The organism is Pseudomonas sp. CFBP 8771 (genome assembly GCF_014841695.1).
GTDB lineage: Bacteria > Pseudomonadota > Gammaproteobacteria > Pseudomonadales > Pseudomonadaceae > Aquipseudomonas > Aquipseudomonas baltica.
The window spans coordinates 506,448-529,150 of sequence record NZ_JACYUJ010000002.1 but is presented as its reverse complement, the minus strand read 5'-3'; the positions used below and the strand labels follow the sequence as shown (position 1 = coordinate 529,150).

The window sequence follows — 22,703 nt, the reverse complement described above, 5'->3', positions numbered from 1 at the left end:
GAACCCATGACTGATATGACTGGCAAGACGAACCTGTTGGGTCTGACTCAACCGGAAATGGAACAGTTCTTCGACTCGATCGGGGAGAAGCGCTTTCGTGCCGGTCAGGTCATGAAGTGGATTCACCATTTTGGCGTGGACGATTTCGATGCCATGACCAACGTCGGCAAGGCCCTGCGCGAAAAGCTCAAGGCCTGTGCCGAGATCCGCGGCCCCGAAGTGGTCAGCGAGGACATCTCCACCGACGGCACCCGCAAGTGGGTGGTGCGCGTGGCGTCCGGCAGCTGCGTCGAGACCGTGTACATCCCCCAGGGCAAGCGTGGCACCTTGTGTGTGTCGTCCCAGGCGGGCTGTGCGCTGGATTGCAGTTTCTGCTCCACCGGCAAACAAGGCTTCAACAGCAACCTCACCGCCGCCGAAGTCATTGGCCAGGTGTGGATTGCCAATAAATCCTTCGGCAGCGTCCCGGCGACCGTCGACCGTGCCATCACCAACGTGGTGATGATGGGCATGGGCGAGCCGCTGCTGAACTTCGACAACGTCATCGCGGCCATGCGCCTGATGATGGATGACCTGGGCTATGGCATCTCCAAACGCCGGGTCACCCTGTCGACCTCGGGTGTCGTGCCCATGATCGACGTGCTCGCCGATCACATCGACGTCTCCCTGGCCCTGTCGCTGCACGCGCCCAACGACGCGTTGCGCAACCAGTTGGTGCCGATCAACAAGAAGTACCCGCTCAAGATGCTGCTCGAGTCGTGCCAGCGCTACATGTCGCAGCTGGGCGAGAAGCGCGTGCTGACTATCGAGTACACCCTGCTCAAGGACGTCAACGACCAGCTCGAGCATGCCGTGGAAATGGTCGAGTTGCTCAAGAACGTGCCCTGCAAGGTCAACCTCATTCCGTTCAACCCGTTCCCGCATTCCGGCTACGAGCGCCCGAGCAACAATGCGATCCGTCGTTTCCAGGATCACCTGCATCAGGCTGGCTTCAACGTCACCGTACGCACCACCCGCGGCGAGGACATCGACGCGGCCTGTGGCCAGCTGGTGGGTCAGGTCATGGACCGCACGCGCCGCAGTGAACGCTACATCGCCGTACGCCAATTAGGCGCTGAGGCCGATATGCCGCAAACTGCCGCGAATCGGAACTGAGCGAGAGGAACCCCATGACCCTGCGCGCTGCGCTGCTGATCGTATTCGCCTTGCTGACCGGCTGCGTCACCACGGGCAAGGTCAATCCGATGGACACCAGCAAGGGGCGGGACGAGGCACGTCAGGCCTATGTGCAACTGGGCCTGGGCTACCTGCAGGAAGGCAGTACCGAACGGGCGAAGATTCCCTTGAAGAAGGCCCTGGAGCTGAACAGCTCCGACGCCGACGCCAATGCCGCACTGGCCCTGGTGTTCCAGGCGGAGATGGAACCGGAGCTCGCCGAGCAGCATTTTCGCAAGGCTTTGAACGCTCGCAGCGATGCCCGTATCCTGAACAACTACGGCAGTTTTCTGTACGAGCAGAAACGCTACAAGGAAGCCTATGAACTGTTCGAGAAGGCCGCCGCCGATACGCTTTACCCGGAGCGTTCACGGGTCTTCGAGAACCTCGGCATGACCGCCGTGGCCCTTGGGCAGCGCGAGGTGGCACAGCAGAACCTGGAGAAGGCCCTGCGGCTCAACCGCCAGCAGCCCCGTGCGTTGCTGGAAATGGCCGAGATGTCATACCAGGACATGCATTATGTGCCGGCCAAGGAGTATTTCGACCGGTTCACCCAGTTGAGCGAGCACACCGCGCGCAGCCTGCTGCTTGGCACGCGTCTGGCGAAAGTCTACGAAGACAAGAACAAGGCCGCCAGTTATGGCCTGCAACTCAAACGGCTTTATCCCGGTACGCCGGAATATCAGCAATACCTGTCGGAGCAAAGATGAAAGCGGCGCATCCCGAAGTAGCAGCAGGCTCTCGTGTAAACCCCGGCGATACCTTGCGTCAGGCCCGCGAAAGCAAAGAGTGGTCGTTGCCTGAGGTGGCCGCACGGCTCAATCTCACGCCCACTTCGCTGGCCAACCTGGAAGCGGGCGCGTTCGACAAGCTGCCCGGGCACACCTTTTCCCGTGGCTACATCCGCGCCTATGCCAAGTTGCTGGGTCTGGATCAGGCAGTACTGGTGCAGGCGTTCGACCAGTACACGGGCACCAATGCGCAGGGCAGCAACGTGCATGGCCTGGGTCGCATCGAAGAACCATCGCGCCTGGCTCACAACCTGCTGCGCATCGTCAGCCTGATGCTGGTACTGGCGCTGGTGGGTGGCGGTTTCCTCTGGTGGCAGGACAAGACCACCGCGCGGGGCACCGATCCGACCAACGTCGCGCTGGAGCACGTCGAAGTCGAAAGCGCCGATGGCACCACCCAGATCCATCCGCTCGACGAGCCTGAAGACCAGGCGGTCGTGGCTGCGCGCGAGGGCGAGCCGACGGCCTTGAGCCTGAACCAGGGCCAGGCCCCGGTCGACCCGGCCACCACCGGTACGCCTGCCGCCACCGCGGCGCAGCCGCCGGTTGCGGCGCAGACACCAGCGATCGTTGCCGCGCCGAGCCCGAGCAGCGCCCCGACTAGCAGTGCTGCCGACCCGGCTGCCGTCCCTGCGCCCATTGAAGCTCCAGTGGCCGGGCAAGGCCAGGTCGGGATCAATTTCGTCGCCGATTGCTGGACTCAGGTCAGTGATGCCACCGGCAAGGTCCTGTACAGCGGTCTCAAGCGTTCCGGCGAGAATCTTCAGGTCGGCGGCAAGCCGCCGTTCGCCATACGCCTGGGCGTGGCCAATGCCGCCCAGGTGACTTACAACGGTCAAGCGGTGGATGTCGCGCCCTTTACCAAGGGCAATACTGCTCGCATGAAGCTGGGGCAATAACATGCACGGTGAATCTCCGATCAAGCGCCGCGAATCGCGCAAAATATGGGTTGGCTCGGTACCGGTGGGGGGCGATGCGCCCATTGCCGTGCAAAGCATGACCAATACCGATACCAATGACGTCGATGCCACCGTGGGGCAGATCCAGCGTCTGGTCGATGCCGGTGCCGACATCGTGCGCGTGTCCGTGCCCGACATGGACGCCGCCGAGGCGTTCGGTCGCATCAAGCAGCGCGTCAGCGTGCCGCTGGTGGCAGACATCCACTTCGACTACAAGATCGCCTTGCGTGTGGCCGAACTGGGCGTGGACTGCCTGCGCATCAACCCCGGCAACATCGGTCGCGAAGACCGCGTGCGCGCCGTGGTCGATGCCGCTCGCGACCGCGGTATCCCGATCCGGATCGGCGTCAACGCAGGCTCGCTGGAAAAGGATCTGCAGAAGAAGTACGGCGAGCCGACGCCCGAAGCGTTGGTCGAGTCTGCGCTGCGCCACGTCGAGCATCTGGTGCGCCTGGACTTCCACGATTTCAAGGTCAGCGTGAAAGCGTCCGACGTGTTCATGGCCGTCGATGCCTATCGCCTGCTCGCCAAGCAGATCATCCAGCCCTTGCACCTGGGCATCACCGAGGCCGGTGGCCTGCGCTCCGGCACGGTCAAGTCGGCGGTCGGTCTGGGCATGCTGCTGGCGGACGGTATCGGCGACACCATTCGCATTTCGCTGGCAGCCGATCCGGTGGAGGAGGTCAAGGTTGGTTACGACATCCTGAAGTCGTTGCGCCTGCGTTCGCGTGGCATCAACTTCATTGCCTGCCCCAGCTGTTCGCGACAGAACTTCGACGTGGTCAAGACCATGAACGAACTGGAAGGGCGTCTCGAAGACCTGCTGGTGCCGCTGGACGTCGCGGTCATCGGTTGCGTGGTCAACGGACCGGGCGAGGCCAAGGAGGCCCATGTCGGTCTGACTGGCGGTACGCCAAACCTGATCTACATCGACGGCAAGCCGTCACAGAAACTGACCAACGACAATCTGGTGGATGAGCTCGAAAGGCTGATCCGGCAGAAGGCAGCGGAAAAGGTCGAAGCCGACGCGGCGTTGATCATTCGCGGCTAACCGGGATTTCTAAGGATATTTTGTGAGCAAGACTCTGCAAGCCATTCGTGGCATGAACGACATCCTGCCCGAGCAGACGCCGCTGTGGCGCTACTTCGAAGGCACCGTGGCCGGTTTGCTGGACGGCTACGGCTACCGCCAGATCCGCATGCCCATCGTCGAGTTCACCGACCTGTTCAAGCGCTCCATCGGCGAAGTCACCGATATCGTCGAGAAAGAGATGTACACCTTCGAGGATCGCAACGGCGATTCCCTCACGCTGCGCCCCGAAGGCACTGCAGCCTGTGTTCGCGCAGTGCTCGAACATGGCTTGAGCGGTGGTGGCCAGGTGCAGAAGCTCTGGTACATGGGGCCGATGTTTCGTCATGAGCGGCCGCAGAAAGGGCGCTATCGTCAGTTTCACCAGATTGGCCTGGAGGTCTTCAACCTCGACGGCCCGGACATCGATGCCGAGCTGATCGTGCTGACCTGGCGGCTGTGGAAGCTGCTGGGGATCCGTGACGCGGTCACCCTGGAACTCAACAGCCTGGGTACCAGCGAAGCGCGCGGTCGCTATCGCGAGGCGCTGGTGGAGTTTCTCACCGCGCACCTGGACCAGATCGACGAAGACAGTCAGCGTCGTCTGAAAACCAACCCGCTGCGCGTGCTCGATACCAAGCACCCGGAAACCCAGGCGGTGTTGGTCAACGCACCGAAGCTGGCGGATTATCTCGACGACGAGTCGCGCGTGCATTTCGAAGGTTTGAAGGCACGTCTGGACGCCGCCGGCATTCCCTACGTGATCAACCCCAAGCTGGTGCGTGGCCTGGACTACTACAGCAAGACCGTCTTCGAATGGGTCACCGACAAGCTGGGCGCCCAGGGCACCGTCTGTGCCGGTGGCCGCTATGATGGCCTGGTCGAGCAGATGGGCGGCAAGCCGACACCGGGCGTGGGCTTTGCCATGGGCATCGAGCGTCTGATCCTGCTGCTCGAAACCCTGGAGCAGGTGCCCGAGTCGATTTCCCGACAGGTCGATGTGTACCTGTGTGCATTTGGCGAGCAGGCCGAGCTGGCAGGTCTGACCCTGGCCGAGCGGCTGCGCGACGAAGTGCCTGGGCTGCGCTTGATGGTCAATGCCGGTGCCGGCAGCTTCAAGAGTCAGTTCAAGAAAGCCGACAAGAGCGGTGCGTTGCATGCCTTGATCCTGGGGGACGACGAACTGGCCCAACAAGTGGTAGGTTTCAAACCCCTGCGCGGCCAGGGCGAACAACAGAACATTGCCTGGTCGGCATTGGCCGACCATCTGGCGACCTGCGTTGTGCAGGGCTGAATCAAGCAAGCATCAAGCATTTGCGCGAATAGGAGCATTGGGGTGTCGAGTACCGAAGACGAACAAATGGGCGAACTCAAGGACTGGTGGCAGCGTAACGGCAAGCCCTTGGTGACCGGTGGCCTGCTGGCCCTGGTCATCGTGTTCGGCTGGCAAGCCTGGACCCGATACCAGAGCAACCAGTCGCAGAGCGCTTCCAACCTGTACCAGCAGTTGCTGGAAGCCAGCCTGACCCCGACCGGCAAGCCCGATACCGCCCAGGTGGCGGATCTGGCCGGCAAGCTCAAGAACGAGTTCGGCGGTACTGCCTACGCGCAGTACGCCAGCCTGTTCCTGGCCAAGGCTGCCGTCGATGCCGGCAAGCTCGATGACGCTGCAGCCGAGCTCAAGACGGTGGTCGACAAGCCAGCCGATACCACCTTGGGTGAGGTCGCGCGTCAGCGCCTGGCACAGGTCATGGCCGCGCAGAACAAGGCCGAAGACGCCTTGAAGCTGCTCGACGGCGACACCGACAAGGCCTTCCTGGCGGCCCGCGAAGAGCTCAAGGGCGACCTGCTGGTGCAACTGGGCCGCAGCGACGACGCCTATGCCGCGTATCAAAAAGCCAAGGCTGCGCTGTCCGATGAAGCGGCGGTGGGTGGCCTTCAAATCAAGCTCGACGACCTGGCCAAAGGGGATGCGTGACGTGATCCGTTGGAAACATGCAGCATTGCTGGCCCTGGCCTTGATGGCCGTGGGTTGCAGCAGCAACAGCAAGAAGGAACTGCCACCGGCCGAGCTGACCGACTTCAAGGAAGAAGTGTCCTTGCAGAAGGTCTGGAGCCGCGGTATCGGCGATGGCCAGGGCAAGACCTACAACATGCTCGTGCCGGCCGTCGAGAACGACCGTATCTACGCCGCCGATGTAACCGGTGAAGTGGTCGCGATGAACCGCATGACCGGTGACGTGTTGTGGAAGAAGGATCTGGACCAGCCGGTTTCCGGTGCCGTCGGTGTGAGCTACGGCATGGTGACCCTGGGGACTCTGCGTGGTGATGTGATCGCTCTGGACGCCGATACCGGCGAACAGCGCTGGAAGGCGCGGGTGAACAGTGAAGTGCTGGCGCCACCGGCCAACAATGGCAACGTCGTTGTAGTGCAGACCCAGGATGATCGCCTGATCGGCCTGGATGCCAGCACTGGCGACCAGCGCTGGCTATACGACAGCACCCCGGCGGTGCTGACCCTGCGCGGTACGGGCGCGCCGCTGGTGACCAACCAGCTGGCGATTGCCGGGCTGTCGACCGGCAAGGTCGTGGCACTCGACATCTCCAACGGCGTGCCGGTCTGGGAAGCGCGGGTTGCCGTGCCCCAGGGCCGCTCCGAGCTGGATCGGGTGGTCGATATCGACGGCGGCCTGCTGCTGTCCGGTGGCACGTTGTATGTGACCACCTATCAGGGCCGCATGGCCGGCCTGGACCTGGAAAGCGGGCGCGTGCTGTGGCAGCGTGATGCCTCCAGCTACGCAGGTGTCGCGCAGGGCTTCGGCAACGTCTACACCAGCCTGGCCTCGGGAACCGTGGAGGGCGTCGACGAGCGTTCCACCACCGCCCTGTGGAGCAACGACCAGCTGGCTCGTCGTCAGTTGTCGGCGCCCGAAGTGTTCTCCAGCTACATCGCAGTGGGCGACCTGGAAGGTTATGTCCATCTGTTGAGCCAGGTAGACGGTCGTTTCGTCAGCCGCACCCGGGTCGACAGCGATGGCGTGCGGGCTCGCCCGCTGGTCGTCGGTGACATGCTTTATATTTTCGGCAACAGTGGCAAGCTGGAAGCCCTGACCGTCAAGCAGTGATTGACTATGCTTGCTGACACCCGCGGGTGTCGGCAAGCCGCTTCCTTTGAAGCGCCTCGAACTCCGGCCGCTGCCTGCAGCGGCCTTTGTATTTTCTGAATCAACGCAGTGGAGAGCCGCATGGTTCCCGTAATCGCCCTGGTGGGCCGACCCAACGTCGGTAAATCCACCATGTTCAACCGCCTGACCAAGAGCCGTGACGCCATTGTCGGCGACCTGTCTGGTCTTACCCGTGATCGCCAATACGGTGAGGCGCGCTGGCAAGGGCGTTCCTACATTCTGGTCGATACCGGTGGTATTTCCGGTGACGAGCACGGCATGGACGAAAAGATGGCCGAGCAGTCGCTGCTGGCCATCGAAGAAGCCGATGTCGTGATGTTCCTGGTCGACGCGCGCGCCGGTTTCACCGCCGCCGACCAGATGATTGCCGAACACCTGCGCAAGCGTAACAAGCGCTCGCTGCTGGTGGCCAACAAGGTCGACAACGTCGACCCGGAAATGGCCAAGGCCGAATTTGCCCCGTTGGGCATGGGCGACGCGATTCCCGTGGCCGGTGCCCAGGGCCGCGGCCTCAACACGTTGCTCGAAACCGCCTTGGGCGAGTTTCCGCGCGACGATGACGAAGTCGACCTCGAAGCCGATGTGGCCGAAGGCGAGGAGGCCGTGCGCATCCCGGGCCCGAGCGAGAAGGATGGCATCAAGATCGCCATCATCGGTCGGCCCAACGTTGGCAAGTCGACCCTGGTCAACCGCATGCTCGGTGAAGACCGGGTCATCGTCTATGACCAGCCGGGCACTACCCGCGACAGCATCTACATTCCCTTCGAGCGCAACGAAGAGAAATACACGCTGATCGACACGGCCGGTGTGCGCAAGCGCGGCAAGATCCACGAGGAAGTCGAGAAGTTCTCGGTGGTCAAGACGCTGCAGGCGATCAAGGACGCCAACGTGGTGATCTTCGTCATGGACGCGCGCGAAGGCGTGGTCGACCACGACTTGAACCTGCTGGGCTTCGCCCTGGAAACCGGTCGTGCCATCGTCATCGCGCTGAACAAGTGGGATGGCATGCAGCCCAGCGAGCGCGACTATGTGAAGGTCGAGCTGGAGCGGCGGTTGTTCTTCGTCGACTTTGCCGACATCCACTTCATCTCGGCGCTGCACGGCACCGGCGTGGGTAACCTGTATGCATCGGTGCAGGCTTCGTTCAAGTCGGCGATCACGCGTTGGCCCACCAGCCGCCTGACGCAGATCCTCGAGGATGCGGTGCAGGAGCACCAGCCGCCGATGGTCAACAGCCGCCGCATCAAGTTGCGTTACGCGCACTTGGGTGGTGCCAACCCGCCGTTGATCGTGATCCACGGCAACCAGGTGGAGCGGGTACCCAAGTCGTATGTGCGCTATCTGGAAAACACCTATCGCCGGGTGCTCAAGCTGGTCGGTACGCCGATCCGTATCGAGTTCAAGGGTGGCGAGAACCCGTACGAGGGCAACAAGAACACCCTCACCGATCGCCAGGTCAACAAGAAGCGCCGCCTGATGTCGCACCACAAGAAGGCCGACAAGAAGCGCCGCGACAAGCGTTGATACACCGTGGTGACGCCGGACGCGGCTCGCGCCGCTGCTACAGGAAAATGTGTAACCCGTAGCAGCGGCGCAAGCCGCGTCGGCGGTGGATGCGGTCCGTCAGACACACCACGCCCCCCGTAGCAGCGGCGCAAGCCGCGTCAGCGGTGGTTGCGGTCCGTCAGACACACCACGCCCCCCGTAGCAGCGGCGCAAGCCGCGTCAGCGGTGGATGCGGTCCGTCAGACACACCACGCCCCCCGTAGCAGCGGCGCAAGCCGCGTCGGCGGTGGATGCGGTCTGCCTGCTACACTGGAGAACGGTTTTCCAGGGAGCAGCTCATGATCAGCAGCAAGCTGCCGAATGTCGGCACCACCATCTTCACCACCATGTCGCAACTTGCCGCACAAACCGGCGCCTTGAACCTGTCCCAGGGTTTTCCGGATTTCGACGGTCCGCCCGCCCTGCTCGAGGCGGTGGGTCGCCACGTGCTGGCAGGCCACAACCAATACTCGCCCATGACCGGCCTACCGGCCCTGCGCGAACAGGTGGCGATCAAGGTCGAGCGTCTGTACCGGCGCACTGTGAACGCCGAAACCGAGATCACCATCACACCGGGCGCCACCCAGGCAATTTTCTGCGCGATCCAGGCAGTCATTCGCCCCGGCGATGAAGTCATTGTGTTCGATCCCTGCTACGACAGCTACGAACCCTCGGTCGAGCTGGCTGGCGGCACCTGCGTGCACGTGCAGCTGGATGCCGAGAACTTCACGATCGACTGGCAGCGGTTGAGCGATGCCATTACCGCGCGCACACGCATGATCATCATCAACACGCCGCATAATCCCAGCGGTGCCTTGATCAGTGCCGCGGAACTGGACCGGTTGGCGGCACTGATCGCCGACCGCGACATCTACATACTCAGCGACGAGGTCTATGAGCATCTGGTGTTCGACGGCGTCGCTCACGCCAGCGTGCTCGCTCATGAACGCTTGTATGAGCGCGCGTTCGTGGTCAGCTCGTTCGGCAAGACCTACCACGTCACGGGCTGGAAAACCGGCTATGTGATCGCACCGCCGGCCCTGAGCCGGGAACTGCGCAAGGTGCACCAGTACGTCAGCTTCTGCGGGGTCACGCCGCTGCAGTACGCGTTGGCCGACTACATGGCCGCACACCCTGGACATGTGGATGAGCTGCCGGCGTTCTATCAAGGCAAGCGTGATCTGCTCTGCGACCTGCTGGCGGATTCCCGCTTCACGTTGACACCCACGCCCGGTACCTACTTTCAACTGGTCGACTATTCGGCGATCCGGCCTGACTTGAACGATGTCGACATGGCGCTGTGGTTGACGCGCGAGCATGGGGTAGCGAGCATTCCGGTGTCGGTGTTCTATCGCACCCCGGTAGCGGATCAGCGCCTGATCCGATTGTGTTTCGCCAAACGTGAGGAGACGCTGCGCGAGGCAGCGAGCACATTATGCCGAATATGAGTGAAGCGACTGTTGTCGAGCATGCCCCGGAACTCAAGCTCGCATTGGTGCAGACCCAGCTGGCCTGGCACGACCGCGAAGCCAATCTCGAGCACTTCGATGCCTTGCTCGAGCACGCGCGGGGTGCAGATCTGGTGGTCCTGCCGGAGATGTTCACCACAGGGTTCTCGATGGAGTCCGAAAGCCAGTGCGAGCCGGAGAATGGGGTGACTCACGGCTGGCTGTTGGCGTGGGCCGACAAGCTCGACGCGGTAGTGACCGGCAGCGTGATCGTCCAGGCTGCAGACGGCAGCTATCGCAACCGCCTGTTGTGGGCGTGCCCGGACGGCCAGATGCTGCATTACGACAAGCGCCATCTGTTTCGCATGGCTGCAGAGCACGAGCACTACAGTGCTGGGGAGCACCAGGCGGTGTTTTCCGTGAAGGGCTGGCGCGTGCGTCCGTTGATCTGCTACGACCTGCGTTTTCCAGTGTGGAGCCGCGATGCCCAAGGCACTGACCTGCTGCTGTACACCGCCAACTGGCCGGGCGCGCGACGCATGCACTGGAACCGCCTGCTGCCAGCTCGGGCAATCGAGAACCTGTGTTACGTAGCCGCAGTGAACCGCGTGGGCACCGATGGCAAGGGCTTTGCCTACACAGGCGACAGCCAGGTGTTGGACTTTCAGGGCGAGAATCTGCTGAGCGCTGGCGAGGCCGACGGGGTCTTCCACGCAAGCCTAAGTACCGAAGCGTTGCGCGCCTACCGCGGCAGGTTCCCGGCCCATCTGGACGCTGACGAATACGAGCTGCGCTAGGAACGCTCATGCCTGACACGCCGCGGTGCGTTTTTCGCGGCCGATGATTCGATAGTATGTAGGAGCGGTCTGTGGCCGCGAAGGGTTCATGGCGTTATGCCTGACACACTGCGGTGTGTTTTTCGTGGCCGATGACCGCTCCTACGGGGTAGCGCAGGCATAAAAAAACCGGCCCTGATGGGCCGGCTCTTGTGTGGCCTGAGGCGTCAGGCCGCCTTGGCTTCCTGCTGGCTCAGCGACCGGTTCAGCGCGCTGAACAGGGCCTTGAAGCTGGCCGTGGTGATGTTTTCATCCACACCCACGCCATGCACGGGACGGCCACCGGCCACCCGCAGCTCGATGTAGGCTGCGGCCTTGGCGTTCGTGCCTGCGCCGATAGCGTGTTCGTTGTAGTCCATGATCTCGACGGCGATTGGCATGGAGGCGACCAGCGCTTCCAGCGCGCCGTTGCCCTTGCCACGCCAGTGTTGGGTTTCTCCGTCACTGTGCACTTCGACGTCCACGGCACTGTTGCCGTTTTCTTCCTGCAACCGATGACTGATCAGCGCGTAAGGCGTGTTGGCCTGCAGATACTCTTTACGCAACAAGGCGTAGATCTGCTGGGCGGTCATCTCGAGGCCCAGGCGGTCGGTTTCACCCTGTACCACCTGGCTGAACTCGATCTGCATGCGGCGCGGCAGGCTGATGCCGTATTCCTGTTCCAGCAGGTAGGTGATGCCACCCTTGCCCGACTGACTGTTCACGCGGATGACTGCTTCGTAGCTGCGACCGATGTCGGCCGGGTCGATCGGCAGGTATGGCACCTCCCACAACGTGCCTTCCTTCTGCTGGGTGAACCCCTTGCGGATGGCATCCTGGTGCGAGCCGGAGAACGCGGTGTGAACCAGATCGCCCACGTACGGATGACGAGGATGCACCGGCAACTGGTTGCACTCTTCGACCACCTTGCGGATACCGTCGATGTCGGAAAAATCCAGCTCGGGATTGACGCCCTGGGTGTACAGGTTCAAGCCGAGGGTCACCAGGTCGACGTTGCCGGTACGTTCGCCATTGCCGAACAGGCAGCCTTCGACGCGATCCGCGCCGGCCATCAGGCCCAGCTCGGTGGCAGCCACGCCGGTGCCACGGTCGTTGTGCGTGTGCAGGCTCAACAGCACGCTGTCGCGACGGCTGATATGGCGGCCGAACCATTCGATCTGGTCGGCATAGATGTTGGGCGTGGACACCTCCACGGTGGCCGGCAGGTTGAGGATGACCTTGTTCTGCGGGGTGGGATTCCACACCTCGATCACCGCATCGCAGACTTCCTTGGCGAACTCGAGTTCGGTGGCGCTGAAGGTTTCCGGCGAGTACTGGAAGGTCCACTGGGTTTCAGGCTGCTGGGCTGCGTATTTGACGAACAGCTTGGCGGCATTTACCGCTATGTCCTTGACGCCCTGCTTGTCCTGGTTGAACACGATCTTGCGGAAGGACGGCGACGTGGCGTTGTACAGGTGAACGATGGCCTTCTTGGCGCCCTTGAGCGATTCGAAGGTGCGCGCAATGAGGTCTTCGCGGGCCTGGGTCAACACCTGAATGGTCGTGTCGTCCGGGATGTGGCCGTCTTCGATCAGGGTGCGCACGAAATCGAAATCGGTCTGCGAGGCGGAGGGGAAGGAGGCTTCGATTTCCTTCACGCCAACGGCGACCAGGGTTTTCCAGAAGCGCAGCTTCTTTGCCGCGTCCATGGGCTCGATCAGCGATTGATTGCCGTCTCGCAGGTCGGAGCTGCACCAGATAGGGGCCACCGTGATGGCTTTCGACGGCCAGGTGCGGTCGGGCAGGTCGATAGTCGGGAACGCACGGTACTTCTGCGACGGGTCTTTGAGCATGGACATGGTGAAAATCCTTGGTGAGCAGCCTGGGGAAAGGGCCTGCCGGTCATTCGAATGGTGAAGAGGCGAGGCGACGCGTTTCAGCCAGGCAGTCGTGCACCGACCAGGCAGAGGCTGCGGTGTTGGCGGAGCTGGATGAGGGTGTGTGCAGTGTTCATGACCCCAACCCTAACCAGTGGGGTGAAAAATGGCAAGGGTATTGAGAAAAATGGTAGGAGAGTTGGGTATCTTGGGGCAGGCGAGATTTTATTGCTGAAGATTTGGAAAGGGGTGCCAGAGATTGCGTGGCTTTAAGGGGCGGCGCAATGCGCTGGGTCGACGGTGCGGCCTTCGCGGGCAGAGCCCGCTCCCACAGGTCAAGCAGTGCTGAGAGGATTTCCGGTGGGTCAAGGCTGAAAGGCGTTGATGAAGATCGCCGGATCGACCCGCGCATCGTTGAGGCTGATATTCCAGTGCATGTGCGGTCCGGTCGCGCGGCCGGTGGAGCCGACCCGGCCGACCACTGCACCGCGTGCCAGGCTTTGCCCGACCTTCACGTCGATCTTGGACATGTGACAGAACATGCTGATGAAGCCCTGCCCATGGTCGACGAACACGGTGTTGCCATTGAAGAAGTAATCACCCACCAGAATCACCTTGCCATTGGCAGGGGTCTTGATCGGCGTGCCGGCCGGCACCGCGAAATCCAGGCCCGAGTGCGGATTGCGCTCCTCGCCGTTGAAGAAACGCCGCACGCCGAACTTGCTCGACAGCGGTCCGCTGACAGGCTTGTCCAGCAGCAGGTTGCTCGGCGTGCCAGCGCTGAAGCTGCGATAGGCGCGCAGCTGCTCGGCCAGTTCGCCGTCGATGCGTTTGATGTCGGCCGGGTTGGGGTTGACCTGCCGTGTATTCTTCAAAGTGATCCGCTGTTCCGGGTACTGTTTGCTGCCCACCTGAAAAGCGACGGTGCGCCCGGCCACGCTCAACTGCGCCGGGCCCGGCTTGACCGTCAATGGAATACCTACGATGGCGCGCCAGGTGCCTTGCTCGTTGACCACCAGCACCTGCCTGCCATCGTAGGTGGCCTTTGGTGCCTGGCTGGCGCTGCCCAGATCGACCACCACCACGCCGCCGGGCACCGGTTTGTTCAACAGCCGGGTGATGTAGCTGTCCGCCTGGGCGAACGAAGACAGGCATATCAGCAGGGCGACAACGAGAAAACGCGGCATGGATCAGTCCAGTAGGGAAAGGGTAACGGGCGTGAGGTGATTGTCCTCGACGCGCACTGCAAGCTCGCCTTCGCCGAGCCTTGCGATCAGGCATTGACCGCGCTGGGTCTGCTCGGCGCTGCGGATGGCCTGGCCCCGCTCATCGAGCAGGATGCTGTAGCCGCGTCCGAGGGTCGCCAATGGGCTGACCACGTGCAGGGTCTGCACCTGGCTCTGCAGCAACAGACGACGCGCCTTGAGGGTGTCGCGCATGGCCCGCGGCAGACGCTCGGCCAGGCCATCCAGGCGCTGTTTGAGCAGCCGCAGGACTCGGTCCGGGTGCTGCCCGGCAAGCCGCGTCTGCAACTGTGCCAGGCGGTGCGCGCGCGCAGTCATCTGCCGTTCGAAGGCGCGGCGCATGCGCATGTCCAGGTCGTCCAGGCGCTGTGCCTGTTGGCGCAGACGTTCGCCGGGATGGCGCAGGCGGCGGGTCAGCCCTTCCACACGCAGGCGTTCGTGGGCCAGGCGATTGTGCATGCGCAACACCAGGCGCCGCTGCAGGCTGTCGAGTCGGCGCTGCAGGTCGCCGGCATCCGGGGCCAGCAGTTCGGCAGCTGCCGAAGGAGTAGGGGCACGTACGTCGGCCACGAAGTCGCTGATGGACACGTCGGTCTCGTGGCCTACGGCACTGACGATCGGCGTCACACAGGCATCGACGGCGCGCGCCACGGCTTCTTCGTTGAAGCACCAGAGGTCCTCCAGCGAACCGCCGCCACGGGCGAGGATGATCGCGTCGAACCCGCGCGCATCGGCCAGGCGCAGCGCGCGGACGATCTGAGCGGTGGCTTCGCGGCCTTGCACGGCGGTCGGGATCAGGGTCAGCTGGATCTGCGGGGCGCGGCGACGGAATACACTGATGATGTCGCGGATCACCGCACCGGTCGGCGAGCTGACGATCCCGATGCGTTGCGGGTGAGCCGGCAGCGCAACCTTGCGCTCCCTGCTGAACAGGCCTTCGGCATCGAGCTTGACCTTGAGCGCATCGAACGCCATGCGCAGCGCGCCGTCGCCGGCAGGCTCCACGGTATCGAGGATCAATTGATAGTCACCACGGCCTTCGAACAGCGAGACCTTGCCACGCACCTTTACCGCTGCGCCGTCCTTGAGGACCTGGCGCACGCGTTGGGCGTTCTGCCTGAACAAGGCGCAGCGTACCTGCGCACCACTGTCCTTCAGGGTGAAATAGACGTGGCCGGACGCCGGACGCGCCAGGTTGGAGATTTCACCTTCGACCCAGATGTTGCTGAAGACGTCTTCGAGCAATACACGGGCGCGGCCATTGAGCTGGCTGACGGTGATGACCTCGCGATCGAGGTTGAGGCGGGCGAAGGGGTCTTTGATCATGTTCGGCATCATAGAGACATTCGTCTGCGGATGCACTGGGAGGAAGGGGAGGCAAAAGGCCTCTTCGACAGTGAGCGAAGAGGCCTTGAAGCGTTACAGGAACTGTTCGGCGTAATGACACGCCACTTGCCGCGTATCCACCGGCCGGAACGCCGGTATTTCCGTGCTGCAGCGTTCGGTGGCGTACGGGCAACGCTTGTGGAATGCACAGCCCGACGGCGGATTCAACGGGTTGGGCAATTCGCCGACGATCTTGATCTTGGGCTTGAGCGGATCGGGCTTGATGGTCGGCGTTGCCGACAGCAGGGCCTGGGTGTACGGGTGCAGAGGCCGGGTATAGATGTCCTCCTTGGGCCCCATTTCCGCCGGCCGGCCCAGGTACATCACCAGCACCTGGTCGGCCACGTGACGCACAACCGCCAGGTTGTGTGAAATGAACACGTACGCAGTGTTGAACTCCTGCTGCAGGTCCATGAACAGGTTCAGCACCTGCGCCTGGATCGACACGTCGAGTGCCGAGGTCGGCTCATCGGCGACCAGCACCTTTGGCTGCAGCATCATGGCACGAGCCAAGGCAATACGCTGGCGCTGACCACCGGAGAACATGTGCGGGTAGCGCTGGTAGTGCTCGGGCCGCAGGCCGACCTGTTGCATCATTGCCTGGACCTTCTCGCGTCGCTCGGCCTTGCTCAGCGAGGTGTTGATGAGCAGTGGCTCGCCCAGCTGATCGCCGATCTTCTGCCGCGGATTGAGCGAGGCATAGGGGCTCTGGAAGACCATCTGCACGTCCTTGCGCAATTGCTTGCGCTCGGCCTTGCTGGCGCCGGCGACTTCCTGGCCGGCAATCTGCAGCGAGCCGGACGAAGGCTCTTCGATCAGGGTCAGCGCACGCGCCAGGGTCGACTTGCCGCAGCCCGATTCACCGACCACGGCAAGGGTCTTGCCGGCTTCGAGCTCGAAGGACACGCCATTGAGGGCGCGCACCACGGCATCAGGCTTGAACAGCCCGGCCGAGACGTTGTAGTGGCGAGTAAGGTCGCGGGCGGTCAGTACGACGCTCATTACGCCACCTCCTGATTGAGTGGGTAGAAACAGCGCGCCAGGCTCTGGGTTTTCTGATCCAGGGCAGGGCGTTCGGTACGGCAGTTTTCACGCACGTACGGGCAGCGTGGCGAAAGCAGGCAGCCCTGCGGACGGTCGTAGCGGCCCGGGACGATGCCGGACAGGGTGGCCAGGCGTTCGGCGCCCTCGCTGTGCTCGGGGATGGCCATCAGCAGCGCTTCGCTGTAGGGGTGCGCAGGGATATCGAACAGTTGCGGCACGTGGCCCACCTCCACCGCCTGGCCGGCGTACATCACGCACACGCGCTGGGCAGTTTCGGCCACCACGGCCAGGTCATGGGTGATCAGGATCAGGCCCATGTTCTGCTCTTGTTGCAGGTTGAGCAGCAATTCCATGATCTGCGCCTGAATGGTCACGTCCAGGGCAGTGGTGGGTTCGTCGGCGATCAGCAGCTTGGGTTCGCCGGCAATCGCCATGGCGATTGCCACGCGCTGGCTCATGCCACCGGACAGTTGATGGGGGTAGGCATCCAGACGGCTTTCCGCCGCAGGAATTTCCACCTTCTTGAGCAGTTCCAGGGCCCGCTGGCGCGCGGCCTTGCCGGACATGCCCAGATGCTGGCGCAAGACCTCCTCGATCTGGAAGCCCACGGTGTAGCTTGGGTTCAGGGCGGTCATCGGATCCTGGAAAATCATCGCCAGGTCCTTGCCGACCACCTTGCGCCGTTGCCGTGCGTTGAGCTTGAGCATGTCGTGGCCGTCGAACAGCAGCGAGTCGGCCGTGACGATGCCGGGCGCGTCGATCAGGCCCATCAGGGCCATCATGGTCACCGACTTGCCCGAGCCCGACTCGCCGACGATGGCGAGCACTTCGCCCTTGTCCACGCTGAGGTCCAGCCCGTCGACGACCGGCACAGCCTTGGCGTCGCCAAAGCGCACGTTCAGGTTGTTGATATTCAAAAGTGACATGGTCGGCTCCTCAGGCGGCGTTCTTGAGTTTGGGGTCCAGCGCATCGCGCAGCCCGTCGCCCATCAGGTTGATTGCCAGCACGCTGAGCAGAATGGTCAGACCCGGCAGGCTCACCACCCACCAGGCGCGTTCGATGTAGTCCCGCGCCGAGGCCAGCATGGTGCCCCATTCCGGCGTCGGCGGTTGCACGCCCAGGCCCAGGAAGCCCAGCGCAGCGGCGTCGAGAATCGCCGAGGAGAAACTCAAAGTGGCCTGCACGATCAGCGGCGCCATGCAGTTGGGCAGCACGGTAATGAACATCAGGCGTGGCAGCGTTGCCCCGGCCAGCCGCGCGGCAGTGACGTAGTCGCGGTTCAGTTCACCCATCACCGCAGCGCGGGTCAGGCGCACGTAGGAAGGCAGCGACACCACGGCAATGGCGATCACGGTGTTGATCAGGCCAGGGCCGAGAATGGCGACGATGGCCACTGCCAGCAGCAGCGACGGCAGCGCCAGCATGACGTCCATCAGGCGCATGATCGACGGCCCGAGGATGCGTGGGAAAAAGCCGGCCAGCAGACCCATGAGGATGCCCGGGATCAGTGACATCACCACCGACGACAGGCCGATCAGCAGCGACAGCCGCGAACCCTGGATCAGGCGCGAAAGCAGGTCGCGGCCCAGTTCGTCGGTGCCCAGGATGAACTGCCACTGGCCGCCTTCCAGCCATACCGGCGGGGTCAGGAGAAAGTCGCGGTACTGCTCGCTGGGGTTGTGCGGTGCCACCCAGGGCGCGAACAGCGCGCAGAAGACGATGATCAGCATGAACACCAGGCCGGCCACGGCGCCCTTGTTCTTGGCAAAAGCCTGCCAGAATTCTTTGTACGGGGAGGGATAGAGCAGGCTCTGATCCACCGCTACCGTTTCGATTTTCGTAGTCATGGATAGGGTCTCAGCGCTGATGACGGATGCGTGGGTTGGCCAGGCCGTAGAGGATATCCACGACGAAGTTGACCAGGATCACCAGGCAGGCGATCAACAGGATGCCGTTCTGCACGACAGGGTAGTCACGGGCGCCGATGGCCTCGATCAGCCACTTGCCGATGCCCGGCCAGGAGAAAATGGTTTCGGTCAGTACCGCACCGGCCAGCAGCGTGCCGACCTGCAGGCCGAACACCGTCAGCACCGGAATCAGCGCGTTACGCAGGCCGTGCACGAAGACCACGCGGGCCGGCGACAGGCCCTTGGCGCGCGCCGTGCGCACGTAGTCCTCGCGCAGCACTTCGAGCATCGAGGAACGGGTCATGCGCGCGATCACCGCAAGCGGGATGGTGCCCAATACGATGGCCGGCAGAATCAGGTGGTGCAGAGCATCCCACCAGGCGCCTTCGTCTTCGCTGAACAGCGTGTCGATGAGCATGAAGCCGGTTTTCGGCTCGATGTCGTACAACAGGTCGATGCGCCCGGAGACCGGCGTCCAGCCCAGGGTCACCGAGAAGAACATGATCAGGATCAGGCCCCACCAGAAAATCGGCATGGAATAGCCGGCCAGGGAGATGCCCATGACCCCGTGATCGAACAGGGAGCCTCGCTTGAGCGCGGCGATTACCCCGGCGAGCAGGCCCAGAATGCCGGCGAAGATCAGCGCGGCAATGGACAGCTCCAGGGTGGCCGGAAACAGTGCGGTGAACTCGGTCCACACGCTTTCACGGGTCCGCAGCGACTCGCCCAGGTTGCCCTGGGCAAGGTTGCCGATGTAGTCCAGGTACTGGGCATACAGGGGCTTGTTCAGACCCAGGCGTTCCATCGCCTGTGCGTGCATTTCGGGGTCGACCCGACGCTCGCCCATCATCACTTCGACAGGGTCACCGGGAATCAGGCGTATCAACGCGAAGGTCAATAGCGTGATGCCGAAGAAAGTGGGGATCAGCAATCCCACACGTCGGGCAATAAAACTAAACATCGTGCGTAGTACCTCATCAGCCGGTTAGGCATGCCCCGCGTCCGCCCGGATGGGCGCCGAAGCGGGGCGTCTTTTTCTACTTCACCTGGGTGGTGGAGAAGTTATTATTGGTCATCGGGCTTATGTGGAAGCCTTCGACGTTCTTGCGCATGGCCGAGAACAGGCGTGGATACGCCAGGCTCAACCAGGGTTGCTCTTTGAGAAAAATGACCTGTGCCTGTTCGTAGAACGCCGCGCGCGCCGCCGGTTCAGTGGCTTCGCGGGCCTTGTTCACCAATGCATCGAACTCCGGGTTGCACCAGCGAGCGGCGTTTTCGCCGTTCTTCGCCGCTTCACACGTCAGGTTCGGGCTGAGAAAGTTGTCCGGATCGCCGTTGTCGCCGGCCCAACCGTAGAAAGCCAGGTCATGTTCGCCCAGTTTCAGGCGCTTGATCAACTCGCCCCACTCCAGCACGCGAATATCCAGCTTGATGCCTACCTTGGCCAGGTCCGCCTGGAGCAGCTGCGCCGCCAGGCTGGAATTGGGGTTGGTCGGGCTGCTGCCATTGCGCGCAAAGATGGTGAACGACGTACCTTCCGGAACGCCGGCTTCCTTGAGCAGCGCCCGGGCCTTGGCCGGATCGTAGGGCAAGTCCTTCAGGGAATGATTGTAGCCCAGCAGGGTGGTCGGGTAGGGGCCCACGCCCGGCGTTGCGTTGCCTTCGCCGAACAGCGTACGCACGAAGGTCTGCTTGTCGAAGGCCATCTGGATGGCCTGGCGCACGCGCACGTCGCTCAGGTACTTGTGGGTGGTGTTGATGGCCACGTAGCTGGTCATCAGGGCGTCCATTTCCGCGATCTTGAGCTGCGGGTCGGCCTTGATGCCGGGCACGTCGTCCGGCTTGGGGTACACCGCGACCTGGCATTCGTTGGCGCGCAGCTTCTGCGCCCGCACGTTGTTGTCCACGGTGATGGCGAAGATCAGCGGGTCGGCCGGTGGCTTGCCGTTGTAATAGTCGGGGTTGGCCTTGTAGCGAACCTGGGCGTCCTTGCTGTAGCGCACGAACACGAAGGGGCCGGTGCCGATCGGCTTGCTGTTCAGCTCGGCGGTCTTGCCGGCCTTGAGCAGCTGGTCGGCATATTCGGCGGAATAGATCGAGGTGAAGCCCATTGCCATGTCGCGCAGGAAGGGCGCCTCTGGGCGCTTGAGCACGAAACGCACGGTCAGCTCGTCAAGCTTGTCGATGCTCTGGATCAACTCACCCATGCCCATCGATTCGAAGTACGGATAGCCCATGGTCGATTTGTCATGCCAGGGGTGGTTGGCATCGAACTGGCGCATGAAGCTCCACAGCACGTCGTCGGCAGTGAGGTTGCGGGTCGGCTTGAAGTAGTCCGTGGTATGGAACTTCACGCCCTCGCGCAGGTGGAAAGTGTAGGTCTTGCCGTCTTCGCTGATGTCCCAGCTTCGTGCCAGGCCGGGCTGGATATCGGTGCTGCCCGGCGTGAAGTCGACGAGGCGGTTGAACACCGTTTCGGCTGAGGCGTCGGCCGTCACCGCACCGGTGTACTGAACGATATCGAAACCTTCGGGACTGGCTTCGGTGCAGACCACCAGCGGTTTGGCACTGGCGCCCAGGCTCATGCCGAGCAGGGCGGCGGCTACGGCAGCCTTGAGTGATAGCGTTTTCATCGTTGCCCTCGCAATCGCACGTAAGCGTAGTCGCTGCCCGTGATTCGGCGAACCACGGGCAGCGCTCGCCGATCAAAGAATCTGGAACGGAATGGTAGTGACGATGCGCAGCTCGTTGAGGCTGCCATCGACCTGATTGGCGCTGGCGCGGTGGGCACTGTAGGTCGCGCGAATGGTGCTGGCCTTCAATGGCCCGCCCTGCACGGCGTATGAGGTGCCGAAGCCGTACTCGTAATGGCTTTCGCCGTCCTGAGCCTGAATGCCGTCATAGCCGCCACCCTTGTAGCGCGTGCCATCGATGCCCCAGCCGCGCGCGGTGTAGACGCTGAACTTGAGCCCCGGTACGCCATAGCTGGCCATGTCCAGCCCGTAGCCGACCTGGAACGATTTTTCGTTCGGGCCGTTGTAGTCGGAGAACAGCGAGTTGGCCAGGAAGATGGCGTTGGTCTCGTGCAAATAGTCGAAGTATTCGTCGCCGTTCACTTCCTGGAAGGCCAGGGTCAGGCTGTGCGCCTTGTGCGTCGCGGTCAACGACAGGCTGTAGGTGTCGTTGTCGATGGCACCCATCTTGGCGCTGCCCGCATCCTTGGTCTTGTAATAGTTGAACCCGGTGCTCAGGCTCAGTACCGAGGCATCCCCCAATTCATGGGCTGCGCCGAAATAGTACTGGTTCCAGAGATCCTTGACGTTGGACGCGTACAGGCTGGTGGTCAGGCTTTTCAGCGGCTGGTAGTTGAGGCCGAAGATGTTGACCTGATCGGTAGTGGTGCCGTTGCCGTACTCGGTCCTGAATTTGCTCAGGCCCTGCTCGGTGCGCGGCGACACCCGGCTGAACGTACCGAGGTCGAAATCGAGGTTGTCGAACTCGGCGCTGTGCACGCTGACACCCTCGAAGCTGGAGGGCAGGGCACGGTTGCCGATGAAGGCCAGCACCGGTGTGTTCAGCGATTGCCGCCCGGCGGTCACCACCGTGTTTGAAACCCGTGCCTTGAGGTTGGCCAGGCCTGCCTTGGTCCACTGGTCGACCACTTCGCCGTCGTGGTCGGTCAGGGTGCGGTTGCCGCCGCCAGCCACGCGGCCTTTGCCTTGCTCCAGAGCCACGGTGTTGTAGGCCGCCACTTCGGTACTGAAACCTACCGTGCCTTGGGTAAAGCCCGAGGTGTAGTTGACGATGGTGCCCTGTACCCAGGTATCGCGGCTGCCGGTGCGTTCGGTGGCGCCGTTGCCTTTGTTGATGCCCCAGGTCAGGCCGCGCTTGCCTTTTTCCTTGGCGAACCAGTTGCGCGTCGAGCCGGTCAGGCTCGAGTCCTCGATGAAGCCCTGGGCTTCATCCTGGGCGCTGCTGGTCTTGACGCTAAGAGGGACGAAAGCCTGGCTGACTTCTTCGGCCAGGGCCAGGGGCGTGAAACCGCTCAAGGACAACGTGAGTACTGCTCTCTTGGTGATTTTCAACTGAAGCTCCTTACATTTTTTGGTTTTATTGCCGCTTTATCGAGGCGGCTTGTGCCCAATCCATGGCGGGTGGTGACAGTTGCAAACGTTTGCTTGCTCTTTTTTGCCAAAAGCTCCCCAAACCCATGGCAC

At 62.7% G+C, this 22,703-nt stretch carries 19 protein-coding genes; 10 read left to right on the top strand and 9 right to left on the bottom strand.

What is annotated here, in order from left to right; genetic code table 11:
- Positions 1 to 6: 6 nt before the first annotated feature.
- From rlmN to IFT80_RS06945, 10 genes are all read left to right on the top strand, one after another.
- Entirely contained in the window at positions 7 to 1,155 is a 1,149-nt protein-coding gene (rlmN, locus tag IFT80_RS06990) for a 23S rRNA (adenine(2503)-C(2))-methyltransferase RlmN (protein ID WP_122479547.1), read from the top strand.
- Positions 1,156 to 1,169: 14 nt separating this feature from the next.
- Positions 1,170 to 1,925 (top strand): type IV pilus biogenesis/stability protein PilW, encoded by a 756-nt coding sequence (gene pilW / locus IFT80_RS06985; RefSeq protein WP_043186565.1) that lies wholly within the window; start codon positions 1,170 to 1,172, stop codon positions 1,923 to 1,925.
- Entirely contained in the window at positions 1,922 to 2,905 is a 984-nt protein-coding gene (locus IFT80_RS06980; RefSeq protein WP_192137039.1) for a RodZ domain-containing protein, read from the top strand. Before pilW ends, IFT80_RS06980 begins: the two co-directional genes overlap by 4 nt.
- Position 2,906: 1 nt before the next feature.
- On the top strand, positions 2,907 to 4,016 hold the full coding sequence (ispG, locus tag IFT80_RS06975) for a flavodoxin-dependent (E)-4-hydroxy-3-methylbut-2-enyl-diphosphate synthase (RefSeq protein ID WP_122713484.1): 1,110 nt from the start codon (positions 2,907 to 2,909) through the stop codon (positions 4,014 to 4,016).
- A gap of 22 nt (positions 4,017 to 4,038) precedes the next feature.
- The gene (gene hisS / locus IFT80_RS06970) at positions 4,039 to 5,328 is read left to right on the top strand and encodes a histidine--tRNA ligase (RefSeq protein WP_122479544.1); all 1,290 of its coding nucleotides are present in this window, start codon (positions 4,039 to 4,041) and stop codon (positions 5,326 to 5,328) included.
- Positions 5,329 to 5,370: 42 nt separating this feature from the next.
- Complete coding sequence (locus IFT80_RS06965; protein WP_122479543.1) at positions 5,371 to 6,012, top strand: tetratricopeptide repeat protein; 642 nt, start codon at positions 5,371 to 5,373, stop codon at positions 6,010 to 6,012.
- Entirely contained in the window at positions 6,005 to 7,159 is a 1,155-nt protein-coding gene (bamB, locus tag IFT80_RS06960; RefSeq protein ID WP_122479542.1) for an outer membrane protein assembly factor BamB, read from the top strand. The genes IFT80_RS06965 and bamB overlap by 8 nt, the downstream gene beginning before the upstream one ends.
- A gap of 120 nt (positions 7,160 to 7,279) precedes the next feature.
- Positions 7,280 to 8,743 (top strand): ribosome biogenesis GTPase Der, encoded by a 1,464-nt coding sequence (gene der / locus IFT80_RS06955; RefSeq protein WP_192137037.1) that lies wholly within the window; start codon positions 7,280 to 7,282, stop codon positions 8,741 to 8,743.
- A gap of 320 nt (positions 8,744 to 9,063) precedes the next feature.
- Positions 9,064 to 10,212 (top strand): pyridoxal phosphate-dependent aminotransferase, encoded by a 1,149-nt coding sequence (locus IFT80_RS06950; protein WP_192137035.1) that lies wholly within the window; start codon positions 9,064 to 9,066, stop codon positions 10,210 to 10,212.
- The gene (locus IFT80_RS06945) at positions 10,209 to 11,009 is read left to right on the top strand and encodes an amidohydrolase (protein ID WP_192053944.1); all 801 of its coding nucleotides are present in this window, start codon (positions 10,209 to 10,211) and stop codon (positions 11,007 to 11,009) included. Before IFT80_RS06950 ends, IFT80_RS06945 begins: the two co-directional genes overlap by 4 nt.
- Before the next feature lie 206 nt (positions 11,010 to 11,215).
- Here IFT80_RS06945 and leuA read toward each other — a convergent pair whose 3' ends face one another.
- The 9 genes from leuA to IFT80_RS06900 all read right to left on the bottom strand — a co-directional run bounded on the left by leuA (position 11,216) and on the right by IFT80_RS06900 (position 22,571).
- Positions 11,216 to 12,886, bottom strand: a complete 1,671-nt coding sequence (leuA, locus tag IFT80_RS06940; protein WP_192137033.1) for a 2-isopropylmalate synthase — start codon at positions 12,884 to 12,886, stop codon at positions 11,216 to 11,218.
- 383 nt (positions 12,887 to 13,269) lie between these two features.
- Positions 13,270 to 14,091 (bottom strand): M23 family metallopeptidase, encoded by an 822-nt coding sequence (locus tag IFT80_RS06935; protein ID WP_192137031.1) that lies wholly within the window; start codon positions 14,089 to 14,091, stop codon positions 13,270 to 13,272.
- A gap of 3 nt (positions 14,092 to 14,094) precedes the next feature.
- Positions 14,095 to 15,474 (bottom strand): exodeoxyribonuclease VII large subunit, encoded by a 1,380-nt coding sequence (gene xseA, locus IFT80_RS06930; protein ID WP_192137029.1) that lies wholly within the window; start codon positions 15,472 to 15,474, stop codon positions 14,095 to 14,097.
- A gap of 93 nt (positions 15,475 to 15,567) precedes the next feature.
- The gene (locus IFT80_RS06925) at positions 15,568 to 16,536 is read right to left on the bottom strand and encodes a peptide ABC transporter ATP-binding protein (protein ID WP_122479535.1); all 969 of its coding nucleotides are present in this window, start codon (positions 16,534 to 16,536) and stop codon (positions 15,568 to 15,570) included.
- Positions 16,536 to 17,504: an ABC transporter ATP-binding protein gene (locus IFT80_RS06920; protein WP_192137028.1), complete on the bottom strand. Its 969-nt coding sequence runs from the start codon at positions 17,502 to 17,504 to the stop codon at positions 16,536 to 16,538. The genes IFT80_RS06925 and IFT80_RS06920 overlap by 1 nt, the downstream gene beginning before the upstream one ends.
- Before the next feature lie 10 nt (positions 17,505 to 17,514).
- Positions 17,515 to 18,426, bottom strand: a complete 912-nt coding sequence (locus IFT80_RS06915; protein ID WP_049861914.1) for an ABC transporter permease subunit — start codon at positions 18,424 to 18,426, stop codon at positions 17,515 to 17,517.
- A 10-nt stretch (positions 18,427 to 18,436) separates the two neighbouring features.
- A complete protein-coding gene (locus IFT80_RS06910) occupies positions 18,437 to 19,447 on the bottom strand; it encodes an ABC transporter permease subunit (RefSeq protein WP_122479533.1) in 1,011 nt (336 codons plus the stop codon).
- Between the two features lie 76 nt (positions 19,448 to 19,523).
- Positions 19,524 to 21,119, bottom strand: a complete 1,596-nt coding sequence (locus IFT80_RS06905) for an ABC transporter substrate-binding protein (protein WP_192137026.1) — start codon at positions 21,117 to 21,119, stop codon at positions 19,524 to 19,526.
- Positions 21,120 to 21,191: 72 nt separating this feature from the next.
- On the bottom strand, positions 21,192 to 22,571 hold the full coding sequence (locus IFT80_RS06900) for an OprD family porin (protein ID WP_122479531.1): 1,380 nt from the start codon (positions 22,569 to 22,571) through the stop codon (positions 21,192 to 21,194).
- Positions 22,572 to 22,703: the final 132 nt, after the last annotated feature.